General features: G+C 70.4%; 15 protein-coding genes and 1 tRNA gene. 3 read left to right on the top strand and 13 right to left on the bottom strand.

Going from position 1 to position 16,217, the window contains the following annotated elements:
* Positions 1–153 precede the first annotated feature (153 nt).
* Positions 154–789 (top strand): tetratricopeptide repeat protein, encoded by a 636-nt coding sequence (locus BXA03_RS15595; protein WP_076509468.1) that lies wholly within the window; start codon positions 154–156, stop codon positions 787–789.
* Between the two features lie 27 nt (positions 790–816).
* Here BXA03_RS15595 and BXA03_RS15590 read toward each other — a convergent pair whose 3' ends face one another.
* The 7 genes from BXA03_RS15590 to BXA03_RS15560 all read right to left on the bottom strand — a co-directional run bounded on the left by BXA03_RS15590 (position 817) and on the right by BXA03_RS15560 (position 7,751).
* Positions 817–2,172: an ATP-binding protein gene (locus BXA03_RS15590; protein WP_076509466.1), complete on the bottom strand. Its 1,356-nt coding sequence runs from the start codon at positions 2,170–2,172 to the stop codon at positions 817–819.
* A gap of 10 nt (positions 2,173–2,182) precedes the next feature.
* Positions 2,183–2,857 (bottom strand): response regulator, encoded by a 675-nt coding sequence (locus BXA03_RS15585; protein WP_076509832.1) that lies wholly within the window; start codon positions 2,855–2,857, stop codon positions 2,183–2,185.
* 165 nt (positions 2,858–3,022) lie between these two features.
* Positions 3,023–3,099: transfer RNA gene (locus BXA03_RS15580), tRNA-Met, on the bottom strand.
* Positions 3,100–3,147: 48 nt separating this feature from the next.
* Positions 3,148–3,927, bottom strand: coding sequence for an enoyl-CoA hydratase (locus tag BXA03_RS15575; RefSeq protein ID WP_076509465.1), 780 nt, complete (start codon positions 3,925–3,927; stop codon positions 3,148–3,150).
* A gap of 133 nt (positions 3,928–4,060) precedes the next feature.
* A complete protein-coding gene (locus tag BXA03_RS15570; protein WP_076509463.1) occupies positions 4,061–5,869 on the bottom strand; it encodes a M61 family metallopeptidase in 1,809 nt (602 codons plus the stop codon).
* The gene (locus BXA03_RS15565) at positions 5,869–6,570 is read right to left on the bottom strand and encodes a DsbC family protein (RefSeq protein ID WP_076509462.1); all 702 of its coding nucleotides are present in this window, start codon (positions 6,568–6,570) and stop codon (positions 5,869–5,871) included. The genes BXA03_RS15570 and BXA03_RS15565 overlap by 1 nt, the downstream gene beginning before the upstream one ends.
* Entirely contained in the window at positions 6,567–7,751 is a 1,185-nt protein-coding gene (locus tag BXA03_RS15560; protein WP_076509459.1) for an FAD-dependent monooxygenase, read from the bottom strand. Before BXA03_RS15560 ends, BXA03_RS15565 begins: the two co-directional genes overlap by 4 nt.
* Positions 7,752–7,910: 159 nt before the next feature.
* On the opposite strand from BXA03_RS15560, the gene BXA03_RS15555 reads away from it, so the two are divergent.
* Entirely contained in the window at positions 7,911–8,810 is a 900-nt protein-coding gene (locus tag BXA03_RS15555) for an MOSC domain-containing protein (RefSeq protein WP_076509457.1), read from the top strand.
* A 27-nt stretch (positions 8,811–8,837) separates the two neighbouring features.
* Here the strand turns inward: BXA03_RS15555 and rbsD are convergent, their stop codons facing one another.
* The 6 genes from rbsD to BXA03_RS15525 all read right to left on the bottom strand — a co-directional run bounded on the left by rbsD (position 8,838) and on the right by BXA03_RS15525 (position 14,862).
* On the bottom strand, positions 8,838–9,236 hold the full coding sequence (gene rbsD / locus BXA03_RS15550; RefSeq protein ID WP_076509455.1) for a D-ribose pyranase: 399 nt from the start codon (positions 9,234–9,236) through the stop codon (positions 8,838–8,840).
* On the bottom strand, positions 9,233–10,210 hold the full coding sequence (gene rbsK / locus BXA03_RS15545; RefSeq protein ID WP_076509453.1) for a ribokinase: 978 nt from the start codon (positions 10,208–10,210) through the stop codon (positions 9,233–9,235). The genes rbsD and rbsK overlap by 4 nt, the downstream gene beginning before the upstream one ends.
* A 100-nt stretch (positions 10,211–10,310) precedes the next feature.
* On the bottom strand, positions 10,311–11,321 hold the full coding sequence (locus tag BXA03_RS15540; RefSeq protein ID WP_076509451.1) for a LacI family DNA-binding transcriptional regulator: 1,011 nt from the start codon (positions 11,319–11,321) through the stop codon (positions 10,311–10,313).
* A gap of 28 nt (positions 11,322–11,349) precedes the next feature.
* Complete coding sequence (locus tag BXA03_RS15535; protein ID WP_076509450.1) at positions 11,350–12,345, bottom strand: ABC transporter permease; 996 nt, start codon at positions 12,343–12,345, stop codon at positions 11,350–11,352.
* Entirely contained in the window at positions 12,342–13,892 is a 1,551-nt protein-coding gene (locus BXA03_RS15530; RefSeq protein WP_076509449.1) for a sugar ABC transporter ATP-binding protein, read from the bottom strand. The genes BXA03_RS15535 and BXA03_RS15530 overlap by 4 nt, the downstream gene beginning before the upstream one ends.
* 16 nt (positions 13,893–13,908) lie before the next feature.
* Positions 13,909–14,862 (bottom strand): sugar ABC transporter substrate-binding protein, encoded by a 954-nt coding sequence (locus BXA03_RS15525; protein ID WP_076509447.1) that lies wholly within the window; start codon positions 14,860–14,862, stop codon positions 13,909–13,911.
* A 224-nt stretch (positions 14,863–15,086) separates the two neighbouring features.
* Here BXA03_RS15525 and ychF point away from each other — a divergent pair, with 224 nt between their 5' ends.
* Entirely contained in the window at positions 15,087–16,181 is a 1,095-nt protein-coding gene (gene ychF / locus BXA03_RS15520) for a redox-regulated ATPase YchF (RefSeq protein ID WP_076509445.1), read from the top strand.
* Positions 16,182–16,217: the final 36 nt, after the last annotated feature.

Here is a 16,217-nt window from a genome sequence, read left to right as displayed (position 1 = left end):
CTGCAGCTTTGAGCCCCGGATCCCGGCTTGCCTTCGACCCCCTCCACATTCCTTGCGAACTCCATGAAGTCCACTCCTGCCACCTTCTCCACCCCCGCCGTTGCTGCCGCCAGGCCCGCCCATGAAGGGCCGCGCCGCCGCGTCTGGCTGTCGATGGCCCTGCTGGCCAGCGCCGGCGTGCTGGCAGCAGTCACGCCGCTGATCAGCCGCGCCGCGCCGGTCGACGACGGCGTCGCCGAGCTGCAGCGCGACTGGGAAGTGATCCGCTACCAGGCGCCGCCGGCCGAGCGCGAGAAGCGTTTCGAGGCGCTGGCCGTCAAGGCTCACAAGCTGAGCGAAGCCAATCCCGGCCGGGCCGAGCCGCTGGTGTGGGAAGGCATCATCGTGAGCTCCGTGGCCGGCGAGAAGGGCGGCCTGGGCGCGCTGGGCCTGGTCAAGCAGGCCAAGGCGCTGTACGAGTCGGCCATCGCCATCAACGGCGACGTGCTCGAAGGCTCGGCCTACAACAGCCTGGGTGTGCTTTATTACAAGGTGCCCGGCTGGCCCGTTGGCTTCGGCGACAAGGCCAAGGCCAAGGAGCTGCTGCAGAAGGCGCTGGCGCTCAATCCCAAGGGCATCGACCCCAACTTCTTCTATGGCGAATACCTGGTCGAGACCAAGCAGCCCGATCAGGCCATGACCTACCTGGAGCGTGCCCTGCAGGCGCCCGCACGGCCGGGCCGGCAGATCGCCGACGCCGGCCGCCGCGAGGAGGTCAAGGCGTTGATGGACAAGATCAAGGCGCGCTGAGCGGCGTCTTGGGCCGCGCGGTGCCGCTCAACGGTGGGCGGCGTCGAACTGGAGCACCGCGCGCACCCCACGGCCGTCGGCGCGCGGGCCCAGCTGCAGCTCCAGCCCGTGCAGCTGCGCAATGCGTCGGACGATCGAGACGCCCAGTCCGCTGCCCACCTCGTGGTGGCCTTCGGGTCGGTAGAAGCGCTCGCCCAGGCGCGCGAGCTGCTCGGGCGACAGCGGCGGCCCGTCGTTCTCCACCTCCAGCTGCTCGCGGCCGATGCGCAGCAGCACGCTGCTGCCTTCCGGCGCGTAACGCACGGCGTTGTCCAGCAGGTTGCGCACCAGCACCGTCAACAGGTGGCCATCGCCCAGCAGCGGCATCGGATGTGCCCCTCCGGCTGGCCATTCGCAGGCCAGGTCGATGCGGCGGCGCTCGGCCAGCGGCAGGCAGTCGCTCATCGCCTGCTCGACGATGGGCGGCCATTCGATCTCGGCATCCAGCGAGGGCAATACGCCCGACTCCACGCGCGACAGCGACAGCATCTGCGTCACCAGCCTTTCCATGCGGCGCAGGCCGGCGCTGAGCTTGTCCTCGGCCTGGCGGCGTTCATCGGGGCTGCCGGCATGGCGCACCACATCCCACTGCGCTGCGAGCACGGCCAGCGGCGTGCGCAGCTCGTGCGCGGCATCGGCGGTGAATCGGCGCTCGCGCACCAGCAACTGTTCGATGCGCTGGAACAGCCCGTTCATGGCGACCAGCAGCGGCTTGAGTTCGACCGGGGCCCGGGCGCTGGGCACGGGCCGCAGGTCCTGCGCATCGCGATGGGACAGCTCGCGCGTCAGCCGACGCATGGGCGCGAGGGCGGCGCGAACCGCCCAGGCCATCACGGCCAGCAGCACCGGCAGCACCAGCAGCCAGGGCACCACCTGCGTGACGGTGAGGCCATACACCAGCTCGTCGCGCTCGTAGGCGCCCTGGCCGGCCGCCACCAGCCACTGGCCATCGGCCGAGCGCATGTAATAAACGCGCCAGGGCCGGCCCTCCACCTCGTCGTCGATGAAGCCCTGGGCACCCGAGCGGAAGTTCAGGTCCACGCCTTCACGATCGGACAGGGCCAGCGCGCCATCGGCCGACCACACGGCGATGGCGAGGTCGCGCACATCCGAGTCGCCGGCGTCCGGCGCGCCCTCCTTGGGCGCGGGTGGCAGCATGCTGGACGGGCCGGGGTATCCGTGGCCCAGCGTGGCCTGCACCTGCCTGGCCAGGCGCACCAGCTCGGTGTCGAACATCTCGTTGACCTCGTGCCGGGCGCGCTGGATCGAGAAGAACAGCGCGAGGCCCCACACCAGCGGAGCGCAGATCAGCAGGTACAGCAGCAGGCGGCGCTGAAGGCTCATCGTGCGGGGCTCACGCGCTGCTATCGCCCGCGCCCAGCGCGTAGCCGACACCGCGCACTGTGCGCACGATGCCGGGATCGATCTTGCGGCGCAGGTGATGGATGTGGACCTCGAGCGAATTGCCCTCGGGTTCGCCGCCGCTCCAGTCGTAGAGCTTTTCGAGCAGCGTGGCCTTGGACAGAACGCGCTGCGGCTGACTCAGGAAGATCTCCAGCAGCGCCAGCTCGCGGCCGGTGAGTTCCACCGGTGCGCCGCGCCAGTGCACCCGTTTGCTGGCCGGGTCGTAGCGCAGCTCGCCGTGCTGCCACACGGCCTGCGCGTGGCCGGCGGTGCGCCTCACCAGGGCGCGAAGGCGCGCGGCCAGTTCGTCGATGGTGATCGGCTTGATCAGGTAGTCGTCGGCGCCGGCATCGAGGCCGTCGATGCGCTGCTCCACGCCGTCGCGCGCTGTCAGCACCACGATCGGCAGGACCCGGCCCGCCTGCCGCCAGCGCTGCAGCCAGCTCATGCCGTCGCCGCCGGGCAGGCCCAGGTCGAGCACCACGGCATCGAAGGGCGCTCCTGCGAGGGCGGCGTCCGCCTGCATGCCGTCGCGAAACCAGTCGACTGCGTGGCCGCGCTGGCGCAGGCCCTGGGCAAGGGCGTCGCCGAGCAGGGCGTCGTCTTCGACGATCAGGAGGCGCATGGCGGACGAAGACAGCGGCAGCACGGGGGCGCGCTCGCCGGCGGGAAGCGCTGCCTGCCGATCGAGCCATTGCCGAGGGTTGTTCAGGTGGAAGTCAGGATATCGCACCCTGCCTCGCGCAAAACAAAAGGGGACCCCGTTTGCACGGGGTCCCCTCTGAGGTTTTGGTGGCGCTTCACGGACTCGAACCGCGGACCTGTGGATTATGATTCCATCGCTCTAACCGACTGAGCTAAAGCGCCGAAGCCCGCGATTATAAAGCGCAAAATTCGCAGGCTGCAAGCCCTTCGTCACTGGTTCTTGAACTCGGCCTTGCGCTTGTTCAGGAAGGCGTCCATGCCTTCCTTTTGGTCGGCGGTGGCAAAGAGGGCGTGGAACAGCCGGCGCTCGAACATCACGCCGTCCGCGAGGGTGCCCTCGAACGCGCGGTTGACCGACTCCTTGGCGGCCATCACCGCGATCTGCGAGAAGTCGGCGATGGTCAGCGCGGCGCCCAGGGCCTCGTCCATCAGCTTGTCGTAGGGCACCACGCGGCTCACCAGGCCCGCGCGCTCGGCCTCGGCGGCGTCCATCATGCGGCCGGTCAGGGCCATGTCCATGGCCTTGGCCTTGCCGACGGCGCGGGGCAGGCGCTGGGTGCCGCCGGCACCGGGAATCACGCCCAGCTTGATCTCGGGCTGGCCGAACCGGGCGTTGTCGGCGGCGATGATGAAGTCGCACATCATGGCCAGTTCGCAGCCGCCGCCCAGGGCGAAGCCGCTGACGGCCGCGATCACCGGCTTGCGGATGGAGCGCACCGACTCCCAGTTGCGCGTGATGTAGTCGCCCTTGTAGGTGTCGACGAAACTGTACTTGGCCATCAGCGCGATGTCGGCGCCCGCCGCGAAGGCACGCTCGCTGCCGGTGATGATCATGCAGCCGATGGCCTCGTCGGCATCGAAGGCCTTGAGCGCGGCACCCAGTTCGTCCATGAGCGCATCGTTGAGCGCGTTGAGGGCCTTGGGACGGTTGAGCGTGACGATGCCGACCTTGCCGGCTTCGACGCGCACTTCGATGTTCTCGTAGCTCACGGGGGTCTCCTGGAATGAACGGACAGGGCGGGCCGGCGAGGCCCTCGCGCACTATACCGAGGGCCATCCGGCCGGCGCGGTGGGCGGCTGTCCGCCCGGAGACGTCGATGCCGTCAGGCCGACCGGCCGCCGCTCAGCCCTGAAGCCAGCGCTTGAGCCGCTCGGCGTCGCTGCCGGCCAGGCGCCAGGTGCGCGTGTCGCCCGACGGCCAGGCCAGCGGCAGGCGCATCAGACGGCGGTCGCGGGCCAGAAGGGCCACGCATTTCCTGGCGGCGCCGAGGTACAGCGGGATGTCGTCGAGCTTGCCGATGCGCCAGCCTTCCGCGGCCTTGGCGCTGCGGGTGGCGGCCTCGACGGCCAGCCATTCGTCGCCGGCCGCGAAGCCGGCCTTCTCGGCCACGCCGCCGCGCAGCACCATCTTCACCTTGACGGTGCCGCCGTTCTCGTCGACCCGCAGCCCCAGGGCCTGCGCCAGCTGCGCCGGGTCGTCGTGGATGGCCACGCCGTGCGCCGGCAGCAGGTCGCGCAGCGGCAATTTAGCCGTGCCATTCGCCCACCGCGACAGCTCGTTCGTGTAGGCCCGGCCGCCGACATGGGCCAGCGCCGCGGCGATCGCGGCCTCGTCGATGGGGCCGCCCTCGCTTGTGCGCCACAGCTCGCGCATCACCGCATCCAGCGAGCCCTGGCCCTCGCGCCGCAGCGTCAGGTCCAGGCACAGCGCCACCAGCGCGCCCTTGGTGTAGTAGCTCACCGTGGTGTTGGGTGTCTGCTCGTCCGGGCGGTAATAGCGGATCCAGGCGTCGAAGCTGGCATCGCCCACCGACTGCACGGCAGCCCCGGGCGTCTGCTGCACCTGGTTAATGGTCTTGTTCAGCAGCTTGAGGTAGGTGGCGTCGTCGATACAGCCGGCACGGCGCAGCAGCAGGTCGTCGTAGTAGCTGGTGAAGCCTTCGAAGAACCACAGCAGCCGGGTGTAGTTCTCGCGCGTGTAGTCGTAGCGGGCGAATTCCGCCGGCCGCAGGCGCTTGACGTTCCAGGTGTGGAAGTACTCGTGGCTGATCAGGCCCAGCAGCGTGGTGTAGCCCTCGGGCTGCCTGGCCGCGCCGCGGCGGGGCAGGTCGCGGCGGGTGCAGATGAGCGCGGTGCTGTGTCGGTGCTCCAGGCCGCCGTAGCCGTCGTCGGTGGCGTTGAGCATGAACACATAGCGGTCGTGGGGTAGCGCGTGCGGGCCCTTGCCCGCTTTGGCCTTGTCGCCATGCCAGAAGCGCATCTGCGTCTCGCAGATGGCGCGGGTGTCGGCGATCAGCTTGTCGCCGTCGAAGGAGGGCGGGGCGCCTGCCACCACGAAGCGGTGCGGCACGCCCAGCACGTCGAACTCGGCGCTCCAGAAGGCGCCCATCTCGACGGGGCTGTCGGCCACCTCGTCATAGTGGGCGGCCTGGTAGGTGCCGAAACCGCGGCGGTCGATCTTGACCGGGCGCAGTGCCGTGGCCAGTTCCCAGGGCGCGTCGCCCTCGGGCAGGGCGGGCGGCACGATCTCGATCTGGCAGGGCGATTCGTCCTGGCCGTCCACGCGCAGGCACAGGCTGGTGCCGTTGAAGAAGCCGCGGGTCCGGTCCAGCCACGCGGTGCGCACCGAGTTGTCGTAGGCACACACCACGTAGCGCACGACGAGCGCTTGGCCTGCCTTCGTAGCGATGCGCCAGCTGGCCTTGTCCAGCTGCGTGACGGCCACGGCGCGTCGCCCTTGCGTGGCCCTGGGCGCGCCCTGCAGGTTGCGCGCGAATTCACGCACCAGGTAGCTGCCCGGGATCCACACCGGCAGCGAGACGACCTGTTCCGCTGCGGGCTCGTCGATGCTCAGCGTGACTTCGTAGAGGTGGGCGTTCAGGTCCGCCACCGCGATGCGGTAGCGCAGGCCAGGTGCAGCGGCGCCCGCCATCAATTGCCGGCGGCGGAGAGTTGCTGCTCCACCTGCGCAGCCGGCACGGCACCCGGCGTGCGCGTGCCGTTGGCATACAGCAGGGTCGGCGTGCCGGTGATGTTGTACTTGCGGCCGAACTCCACGTTGCGCTTGAGCGCCTGGGTGTCGCATTCGCCGGTGGTGGGCTTCACGCCGTCCATCATCCAGTCGCTCCAGACCTTGGCCTTGTCCTTGGCGCACCAGATGTCGCGCGACTTCACGGCCGAATCCGGGCCCAGCACCGGGTACAGGAAGAGGTGGATCGTCACGTTGTCCACCTTGCGCAGCTCGCGCTCGAACTGCTTGCAGTAGCCGCAGTTCGGGTCTTCGAAGATGGCCAGCTTGCGCTTGCCGTTGCCGCGCACGATCTTGATGGCGTCCTGCACCGGCAGCTTGTCGAAGTCGACGGCGGTGAGCTTGTCCACGCGCTCTTCGGTGAGGTTGCGGCGGTTCTTCACGTCGATCAGGTTGCCCTGGATGAGGAAGTTGCCCTGCTCGTCGGTGTAGTACAGCTCGAAGCCCTGGCGCACTTCCCACAGGCCGGGCATGGCCGCCTTGCGCACCTCGTCGATCTGCGCGAGCTGCGGAAAGCTGCCGCCGAGGTTCTTGCGGATCTCGGCTTCGCCGGCGTGGGCGCCAGCCAGCGTGGCGGCGAGGAGGAGGGGGACGAAGTACTTCATGGTGTGGAGCTGTGGTGGGTTGCGCCTCTGCCGGTGGGGGAGGCGGAAATAGCGGAAGCCAGGCCCATGGCATGGCGCGCCACCCAGCCCTTGAGGAAATGGGTGCGGTCGAAGCCGAGCATGCCCCAGTTGCGCAGCCGCGCGAGGGGCTCGATGCCCTGGGAGAAGAGCTGTTGCAGGCCGTCCGTGGCCAGGCCCATGGCCAGCACGTCGGCGCGGCGGGCGCGCTCGTAGCGGCGCAGCAGGCGGGCGTCGCCCACGCTGCGCCAGTAGTCGCGTTCGCGGATCACGCCGGCCAGTTCGGCTGCATCGGCCAGGCCCAGGTTGAGTCCCTGGCCGGCCAGCGGATGCACGGTATGGGCGGCATCGCCGGCCAGCACCCAGGCGCCGCCTTCGGCCAAACGGCCAGCCCAGCGGTCGGCCGTGGCGCGCTGCAGCGGCCAGGCGGCCCGCTCGCTGGCCAGCGTGAAGCCGCCCAGCACCTCGTGGCTGGCTTCGCGCAGGCGGGCGCAGAAGGCGTCGGCATCCAGCTCCAGCAGTTCGGGCGCGCGCAGCTGGCCCACGGACCACACCAGGGCCAGCTGCCGCCCTTCGGCACCGCCCATGGGCAGCAGGGCTAGCACGTCGCCCTGGGCATTGAACCACTGGCGCGCCACGCCGCCATGCGGGCGTTCGGCCTCCAGCCGCGCGGCGATGGCGATCTGCGGATAGCGGGTCACCTCGTACTGCACGCCGAGCGTCTCGCGCGTGAGGCTGGCCTTGCCCTCGCACACCACGGTGAGCGCGGCCTTGACCGGTGCGGTCACCACCTCGACCTGGGGCGAGAAGCGGACGGCGGCCGCCAGCTGTTCTTCCAGTGCCGGCACGTCGACGATCCAGGCCAGGGCGTCGACCTTCTGCTCGGCGGCGTCGAAGCGCACCCGGCCGTCCTCGTCGCCAAACACCTGCATCTCGCGCACCGGCGTGGCCTGCGCCGCGTCGGGCCAGGCCCGCAGCGATTCGAGCAGGGTGCGCGAGGCCGCGTTGAGCGCATAGGCGCGCACGTCCGGGCGGTCGGGGGAGGGGGCCGAAGGGGCTTCGGCCACCAGGGCCACGCGGACCCGTTCTCGGGCCAGCAGCAACGCCAGCGTGCGGCCGACGATGCCGGCGCCGCGAATGCAAACCTCGGGGGGAAGAGCCATCGAAACATTGTAGGGAGCGCCCCTGCGCCCTCACTGGAGCCCCGACAATGCGCCCCGCCGCCGCGGGCGGCCTGCTTCGTGCTCGTGAAGCGTGCGGCGCACCGTGACCGGCCGCCTCTTCCTTCTCCCCTGCCCAGCCCTTCTCGTCCATTCCTCGCCGTGACCGCTGCAGCCACCTCCGACCTCTCGCGCTTCGACCTCCAGGCCCGCATCGCGCGGTTGATCGTCTACCCCGTCAAGTCCTGCGCCGGCGTGGAAGTCGAGGAGGCCCTGCTCACCGAGACCGGCCTCGAATTCGACCGTGCCTGGATGCTGGTGGACGAGGCCGGGCGCTTCGTCAGCCAGCGCGAGCTGCCGCGCATGGCGCTGATCCGGCCGCAGATGAAGCACTACGAGATGATCCTGCGCGCCCCCGGCATGCTGGCGCTGCACATCGCCTACGACCGCGTCGAGGAACCGGTCCGCGCCACCATCTGGAAGGACGAGGTGGCGGCCTACGACATGGGCGACGTGGCGGCCCAGTGGTTCAGCGACTTCCTCTCCGAACCCGGTCGCACGCAGCGGCTGCGCATGGTGCGCTTCGACCCTGAGCACAAGCGCCTGTCCAGCCTCAAGTGGACCGGCGCCATCGAGGCCCAGACGCAGTTCTCCGATGGCTATGCGCTGCTGGTCGTCAGCCAGGCGGCAGTGGATGACTTCAACGCTCGTCTTGCTGCGGGGGGCCATGCGGCCGTGGACGCCATCCGTTTCCGGCCCAACCTGGTACTCGACGGCCTGGCGGCCCATGACGAGGACCGGGTGGCGATGCTGCACATCCCCACCGCCGAGGGCGAGGCGCAGCTGCAGCCCGTCAAGCCCTGCGTGCGCTGCAGCATCCCCGACGTCGACCCGGCCACCGCGCAATCGCAACCCGTCGTGGGCGAGACGCTGCGCAGCTACCGCGCCGATCCGCGCATGGAGGGCGCCACCACCTTCGGCATGAACCTGATCGTGCGCCAGGGCATCGACCACCTGCTCAAGGTGGGCCAGCCGGTGGGTGCGGACCTGCGCTTCGACTGAAGCCGCGGTGCGTCGGTCGGCGCGGGTTCAGATCTCGAAGCTGACGCCGGCGATCAGCAGGATGTTGGCGTAAGGCGTGCACTCGCCTGTGCGCACGATGGCACGGGCCTTGGCACTGCGTTGCTTGAAGTCCTCGTGCGAGACGGCCAGCGGCGCCGCGGGCAGCGCGGCGGGGTACCAGGCAGGCCGGTCCTGGTCCGCGGGCAGGGCCTCGCAGGCGACGACGGCGCTTTCCACCGTCAGCTCGCTCAGCACGGCGGCCAGCACGTCGTCCAGGCGCGGCACGCCGCGCGCCACCGCCAGGTCGATGCGGCGGGGGCCGTCGGGAATGGGCAGACCGGCATCGCCGATCACCAGCATGTCGCCATGGCCCATGGCGGCGATGACCTGGGAGAGTTCGGCGTGCAGGAGGTGGGTGCGTTTCATGGCAGGACGATCGGTGCTGGCGGGACGGGGCTGGCGAGCACCTCGTCGCGCGAAGGAATGGCGGGCTGGGCGCCAGGGCGGCCGATGCACAGGGCCGCAGCGCGGATGCCCAGCTGCACAGCGGCATCGAAGGGCTCGCCGCGCGCCAGCGAGACGGCCAGCGCACCCAGGAAGGTGTCGCCGGCGGCGGTGGTGTCCACCGCCTTCACGCGCAGCGCGGGGTGATGGCGGCAGCCGTCGGCATCGGCGGCCACCGCGCCTTCGCCGCCCAGCGTGACGACGACGCGCACCGGGCCGCGGGAGAGCAGGGCGCGTGCGGCCACGGCCGCCTCGACGACGCCCGTGACCGGCAGGCCCGAGAGCATCTGCGCCTCCAGCTCGTTGACCACCAGCGTGTCGATGCGTGGCCAGAAGGCCTCGGGCAGCGCCTGCATGGGCGAGGGATTCAGCAGCACCTTGCAGCCGGCCTGCGCCGCGACGTCCATCGCCAGGCCGACCTGGTCCAGCGGCGTCTCGAACTGCAGCACGAGGAAGGCGGCGCCCCCGAGTTGGGTGCGCAGCGCGGCCGGGTCCACGTGCACCGCGGCATTGGCGCCGGGGATCACGACGATGCGGTTCTGGCCGCTGTCCTCCACCATCACCAGCGCGACGCCCGTGGGCGTGGCCGCCTCGACGTGCACGCCACAGGTGTCGATGCCATCGCGGGCCAGCGCATCGCGCAGCGCGGTGCCGTGCGCATCGGCGCCCACGCAGCCCAGCATCCGCACCGCGCCGCCCTGGCGGGCGCAGCCCACGGCCTGGTTGCCGCCCTTGCCCCCGGGCAGGTGGTCGATGGAGCGGCCATGCAGCGTCTCGCCGGCGGCGGGCGCCCGCGGCACGCGCACCACCACGTCCATGTTGAGGCTGCCGAGCACGACCAGCAGTGGGGCGTCGGCGGGGGCGGGAGAGCGGTTCACGGCGTCGGACTCGGGCACGGGACGGAAATGGAGAGAGAGGGCAATATCAGGCGAAGACGCGGGCAAGGCGATGGGGTGGCAACGCGGTGGAGCGCGATCACGGCGTGCGGTGCAAGCTTCACGCCGGCCCGAAGCGCGCGGTCGAATCGCGCACCCGCAGCTCCGGCTGCAGCAGCACCTTGCGGCCGATCTGCCGCCGGCCGTCGATGCGCTCCAGCAGCATGTCCACCGCCAGCGCGCCGATGCGGGCCTTGGGCTGGGCCACCGTGGTCAGCGGCGGGCTGGCATAGGCGCTCAGCTCGATGTCGTCGAAGCCCACCAGCGACATGTCGTCGGGCACGCGCAGCCCGCATTCATGGGCGGCACGCAGCGCGCCCATGGCCATCAGGTCGTTGCCCACGAACACGGCCGACGGCCGCTCGGCCGTGCGCAGGATGGCATGCATGGCCTCGTAGCCGCCCTGCGGCGTGAAGCCGCCGTGCCACAGCAGCGCGGCGCTGGTCGCGGAATGGCCGGCCTCGGCCAGCGCCATGCGCCAGCCGTCGATGCGCTGCTCGCTGGGCGTGAGGCCGGCCGGCCCGCCGATGCAGGCGATGCGCCGGTGGCCCAGCGACAGCAGATGCCGCGTGGCCAGCAGGCCGCCCTGCATGTGGGCCGTCTCGACCAGGTCGCAGGCCGGGTCTTCCACCTCGCGGTCCACCAGCACGGTGGGCATGCGCAGGCCTGCCAGCAGCGCCGGCAGCGAGGCATCACCGCCGCTGGAGACCACGATCAGCCCGTCGATGCGCCGCTGCGCCAGCACCTGCAGGTAGACGCTCTGGCGCTGCGGCTCGTCGTCGGTGTTGCACAGCACCAGCGCATAGCCGGCGCCGAAACAGCGGTCTTCCACCACCCGCACGATCTCGGCGAAGTAGGGGTTGGAGCTGTTCGGGATCAGCATGCCCACCGTGCGCGTGCTGTTGCTCTTGAGGCTGCGCGCCACGGCGCTGGGCACGTAGCCCAGGGCTCGGATGGCGTCTTCCACCCGGGCGCGGCCTTCGGGGCTGACGGTGCGCGTGCCGTTGACCACGTGCGACACGGTGGTCACCGACACACCGGCACGCAGGGCGACGTCCTTGATGGTGGCCATGGCAGCAGTGCGAAGGCGCTGGCGCCGGTCAGGCCGCGCCGGCGCGCCGCTGGCGCACGGTGTCGATGATCACGGCGGCCACGATCACGGCGCCGGTGATGATGCGCTTGGCGGGCTCGCTGGCGCCCACCTGAGCCAGGCCGGCTTCGAGCACCGCGATGATCAGCACGCCGAAGAAGGTGTTGACGACCGAGCCGCGCCCGCCCATCAGGCTGGTGCCGCCGATGACCACGGCGGCGATCACCTGCAGCTCGATGCCGGCACCGGCATTGGGGTCGGCGGCCTCCAGCCGGGCCGACTGCATCAGCCCGCCCAGGCCCGCCAGCAGGCCGGTGACGGCGAACACGGCGATGCGGATCGGCCGCGGGTCGATGCCCGCCAGCCGCATGGCTTCCTCATTGGTGCCGATGCCCACCACATGGCGGCCGAACACGGTGCGCGTGAGCACCAGGTGGCCGATGATGACGATGACCACCGCCAGCACGAAGGCCGACGAGACGCCGCCGATCCACGGCGCCGCCAGCCCGGCGATGGCATCGCCCACGTACTGCGTGCGCGAATCCGTCACCAGGTAGGCGCCGCCGCGCACGGCCTCCAGCATGCCCAGCGAAACGATGAAACTGGGCAGTCGCCAAGCCACCGACACCGCGCCGGTGACGGCGCCGCACAGCAGCCCGGTGGCCAGGCCCAGCGCCGCGGCGGCAGGCACGGCCAGCTTCCATTGCAGGATGGCGGCGGCAGTCACCGCGGCGCTCAGCGCCAGCACCGAGCCCACCGACAGGTCGATGCCCGCGATGATCAACACGAAGGTCATGCCCACGGCCATCACGGTCAGCGCCGGCACCTCGTTGGCGATGGTGATGAAGGTCTCGGCCGTGAAGAAGTATTCGGACAGGCTGCTGAACAGCACGACCATGCCGATCAGCACCGCGGCCAGGCCGAGGTAGGTGCCAAGCTGGCCGCGCAACGGCCGGGTGGTGGGCGCAGGCGCGGCGGCAGCGGGAGATTGGGCGGGCGGGTTCATGCGGAAACAGGGGAAGAGGTGGGCGCGGCAGCCTCTGCGGCCGGCGCATTGCCGAAGGCGGCAGCCAGCAGCGACTGCTCGCTCCAGGCGCCGCGCTCGAAGACGGCGACCAGTCGACCGGCATGCATCACGCCGATGCGGTCGCACATGGCCATCAGCTCGCGCAGGTCGCTGGAGACCATCAGCATGGCGTGGCCGGCGGCGGCCATGCGGTCGAGTTCGGCGTACAGGTCGGCGCGGGCACCGACGTCCACGCCGCGCGTGGGTTCGTCCAGCAGCAGCACCTTGCATTCGCGGTGCAGCCAGCGGGCGAACACCACCTTCTGCTGGTTGCCGCCGCTCAGGGTCGAGACGGCCTGCTCCTCGCTGCGCGAGCGGATGCGCAGGGTCTGCACCAGCCGGCGGGCGATGCCACGCTCGTGCGCAAAGCGCAGCCAGCCGCCGCGCGAGATGGCGCCCAGGTCGCTCAGCGTGGCGTTGACGCGGATCGACTGCGGCATCAGCAGACCCTGCGACTTGCGGTCTTCCGTCACCAGACCGATGCCGGCGCGGATGGCCTGCATGGGCGAGCGCCAGCGCCCGCCGGGCGGCGAGGCGGCGCCGGGCCAGTGCAGGTCGATGCGCCCGCGGTCGGCCCGGTCGGCGCCGAAGAGCAGGCGGATGAGTTCGGTGCGGCCCGCGCCCACCAGGCCGGCGATGCCCATGACCTCGCCGGCATGCAGGTCCAGGTCCACGTCCTGCACCACCGGGCCGCGGCCCAGGCCGCGGGCGCTCAACAGTCGCGCGCCCGCGGTGCGGCGCGGCCGGCCTTCGTGCTCGTGCACCGCGCGGCCCACCATGCGCTCGACCAGCTCGGACTCGCGCACGCCGGCCATGGGCCGCACGTCCACCAGCCGGCCGTCGCGCAGCACGGCCACCGTGTCGGCGATGCGCTGCAGCTCTTCGAGCCGGTGCGACACGTAGACGATGGCCACGCCGCGCGCCTTGAGCCGCTCGATCTGCGCGAACAGGTGCGCCGTCTCGCGCGGCGTCAGCATGGCGGTCGGCTCGTCCAGGATCAGCACCCGGGTGTCGTCCTGCAGGTTGCGGGCGATCTCCACCATCTGCTGCTGGCCGATGCCCAGGGCCGAGACCGGCAGCGCGGGGTCGATGCCGTCCATGCCGATCTTGGCCAGCTGCGCCCGCGCCGCCTCGTGCAGCGCGCCGCGGCGCAGCCAGCCCAGGCGCTGCGGCAGGCGGTCCAGCAGCAGGTTCTCGGCCACGGTGAGCGTGGGCACCAGGCCCAGCTCCTGCATCACCATGCGCACGCCCTGCGCCTCGGCGTCGCGGCGCGAGGTCGGCGCGAAGGGCTGGCCGCCCAGCTGCATGCGCCCGCGCGTGGGCGAGACCAGGCCGCAGACGATCTTCGACAGCGTGCTCTTGCCCGCGCCGTTCTCGCCCGTCAGCGCCAGCACCTCGCCCGGCGCCAGCGTGAGGCTCACGCCGTCCAGCACCGTGGCGGCGTAGTCCTTGCCGATGTCGTCGAGCGAGAGCAGGGCAGTGGGCATGGCTGCGCGGGTTCGCTTACTTGCTGTCCTTGGTGACCAGGACCACGTCGGTCTTGATCTCCGCGGGCATCTGCGCCTGGCTCTTCTTCTCGGCCAGGGCCTTCAGCGCGGTCTCGATGCCGAACACGGCCTGCTTGGCGCCGAACTGGTCGGCGGTGGCCAGCACGCGGCCGTCGGCCAGCATGGGCTTGATGGCGCCGATGTTGTCGTAGCCCACCACCTGCACCTGGCCGGTCTTGCCGGCGGCCTTGACGGCGGCCACGGCGCCCAGGGCCATGCTGTCGTTGCCGGCCAGCAGGGCCTTCAGGTCCGGGTGCTCGCGCAGCATGCCGGCGGCCACCGTGTTGCCCTTGTCGATTTCCCACTGGCCGGACTGCACGCCGACCACGTTGGCGCCAACGGCCTTCATGGCGTCCTGGTAGCCCAGGGTGCGCTGCTGCGCATTGAAGGTGGTGGAGACGCCTTCGATGATGCCGACCTTGTCGCCGGACTTGAGGCTCTTGCCCAGGTAGTCGCCCACCAGCTTGGCGCCGGCGCGGTTGTCGGGGCCGACGAAGGTGACCTGGAGGTTCTTTTCCTTCAGCGCGCCGGCGTCCAGGCGGTTGTCGATGTTGACGACCAGGATGCCCTTGTCGACGGCCGCCTTGAGGGCCGGCACCAGCGCCTTGGAATCGGCCGGTGCGATCACCAGCGCATTGACCTTCTGGGCCACCATCTGCTCGACCATCTTGATCTGGGCGGCGGTGTCGGTCTCGTTCTTGATGCCGTTGGCCACCAGGGTGTACTGGCTGGCGTTCGCCTTCTGGTGCGCCTTGGCACCGTCTTCCATCGTGGCGAAGAACTCGTTGGCCAGCGACTTCATCACCAGCGCCACCTTGGGCTTGTCCTGGGCATGGGCGGGCACAAGGGCGAAGGCGCCCAGAACGGCGAGGGCGGCGGCGGCCTGGGCCGTGCGGCGGGTGAAGGTCATGACGGTGTCTCCGGATGGATGGATGGATCGGGGCGGCCTCAGGGCGTGCCCAGTGCGAAGCGGGGCGGATGATAGTGGGGTCGCAAACGTTTGCGCAAACGTTTGCGGGGTGGTTTGGCCTAGGTTTTTCCCTGAGGTTGGCTCGCACGGCAGGGCCATGGGGGCCCGTTTTCCGGCGGGCAGGGTGCCCGCCTAAAATCCCGCCCCTAATCCAGAGGACCCCCATGAGCTTGAAATGCGGCATCGTCGGCCTGCCCAACGTCGGTAAATCCACCCTGTTCAACGCGCTGACCAAGGCCGGCATCGCCGCCGAGAACTATCCCTTCTGCACCATCGAGCCCAATGTGGGCGTGGTCGAGGTGCCCGATCCCCGCCTGGCGCAACTGGCGCAGATCGTCCAGCCCGAGCGCATCCTGCCGGCCATCGTCGAGTTCGTTGACATCGCCGGCCTAGTGGCGGGTGCCAGCCAGGGCGAAGGCCTGGGCAACCAGTTCCTGGCCCACATCCGCGAGACCGATGCCATCGTCAACGTGGTGCGCTGCTTCGAGGACGAGAACGTCATCCACGTGGCCGGCAAGGTCGACCCCATCGCCGACATCGAGGTCATCCAGACCGAGCTGTGCCTGGCCGACCTGGGCACGGTGGACAAGGCCCTGCAGCGCTACACCAAGGCGGCCAAGAGCGGCAACGACAAGGAAGCCATCGCCATGGTCAAGCTGCTGGGCCCGGTGCAGGCGGCGCTGAACGAAGGCAAGCCGGCACGGGCGCTGGGCCTGTCGGCGGACGACCAGCTGCTGCTCAAGCCCCTGTGCCTGATCACCGCCAAGCCGGCCATGTTCGTCGGCAACGTGAGCGAGGACGGCTTCGAGAACAACCCGCTGCTGGACCGCCTCAAGGACTACGCCGCCAGCCAGAACGCGCCCGTGGTGGCCATCTGCGCCAAGATGGAAGCGGACATGGCCGACATGGACGACGAGGACAAGAAGATGTTCCTCGAAGAGATCGGCCAGGAGGAGCCGGGCCTGAACCGCCTGATCCGCGCCGCCTTCAAGCTGCTGGGCCTGCAGACCTATTTCACCGCCGGCGTGAAGGAAGTGCGGGCCTGGACCATCCACATCGGCGACACCGCGCCGCAGGCGGCCGGCGTGATCCACGGCGACTTCGAGCGCGGCTTCATCCGCGCCCAGACCATCGCCTTCGACGACTACATCGCCTTCAAGGGCGAGCAGGGCGCCAAGGACGCGGGCAAGATGCGCAGCGAAGGCAAGGAATACGTCGTCAAGGACGGCGACGTGATGAACTTCCTGTTCAACGTCTGAGCGTCGCGGCAGTGGCCGCGGACAAGACCAGCACAA

This window comes from Pseudacidovorax sp. RU35E, from assembly GCF_900156165.1.
Classification (GTDB): domain Bacteria; phylum Pseudomonadota; class Gammaproteobacteria; order Burkholderiales; family Burkholderiaceae_C; genus Xenophilus.
The sequence above is the reverse complement of the archived record's forward strand: the minus strand, read 5'-3'. Positions and strand labels throughout refer to the sequence as shown.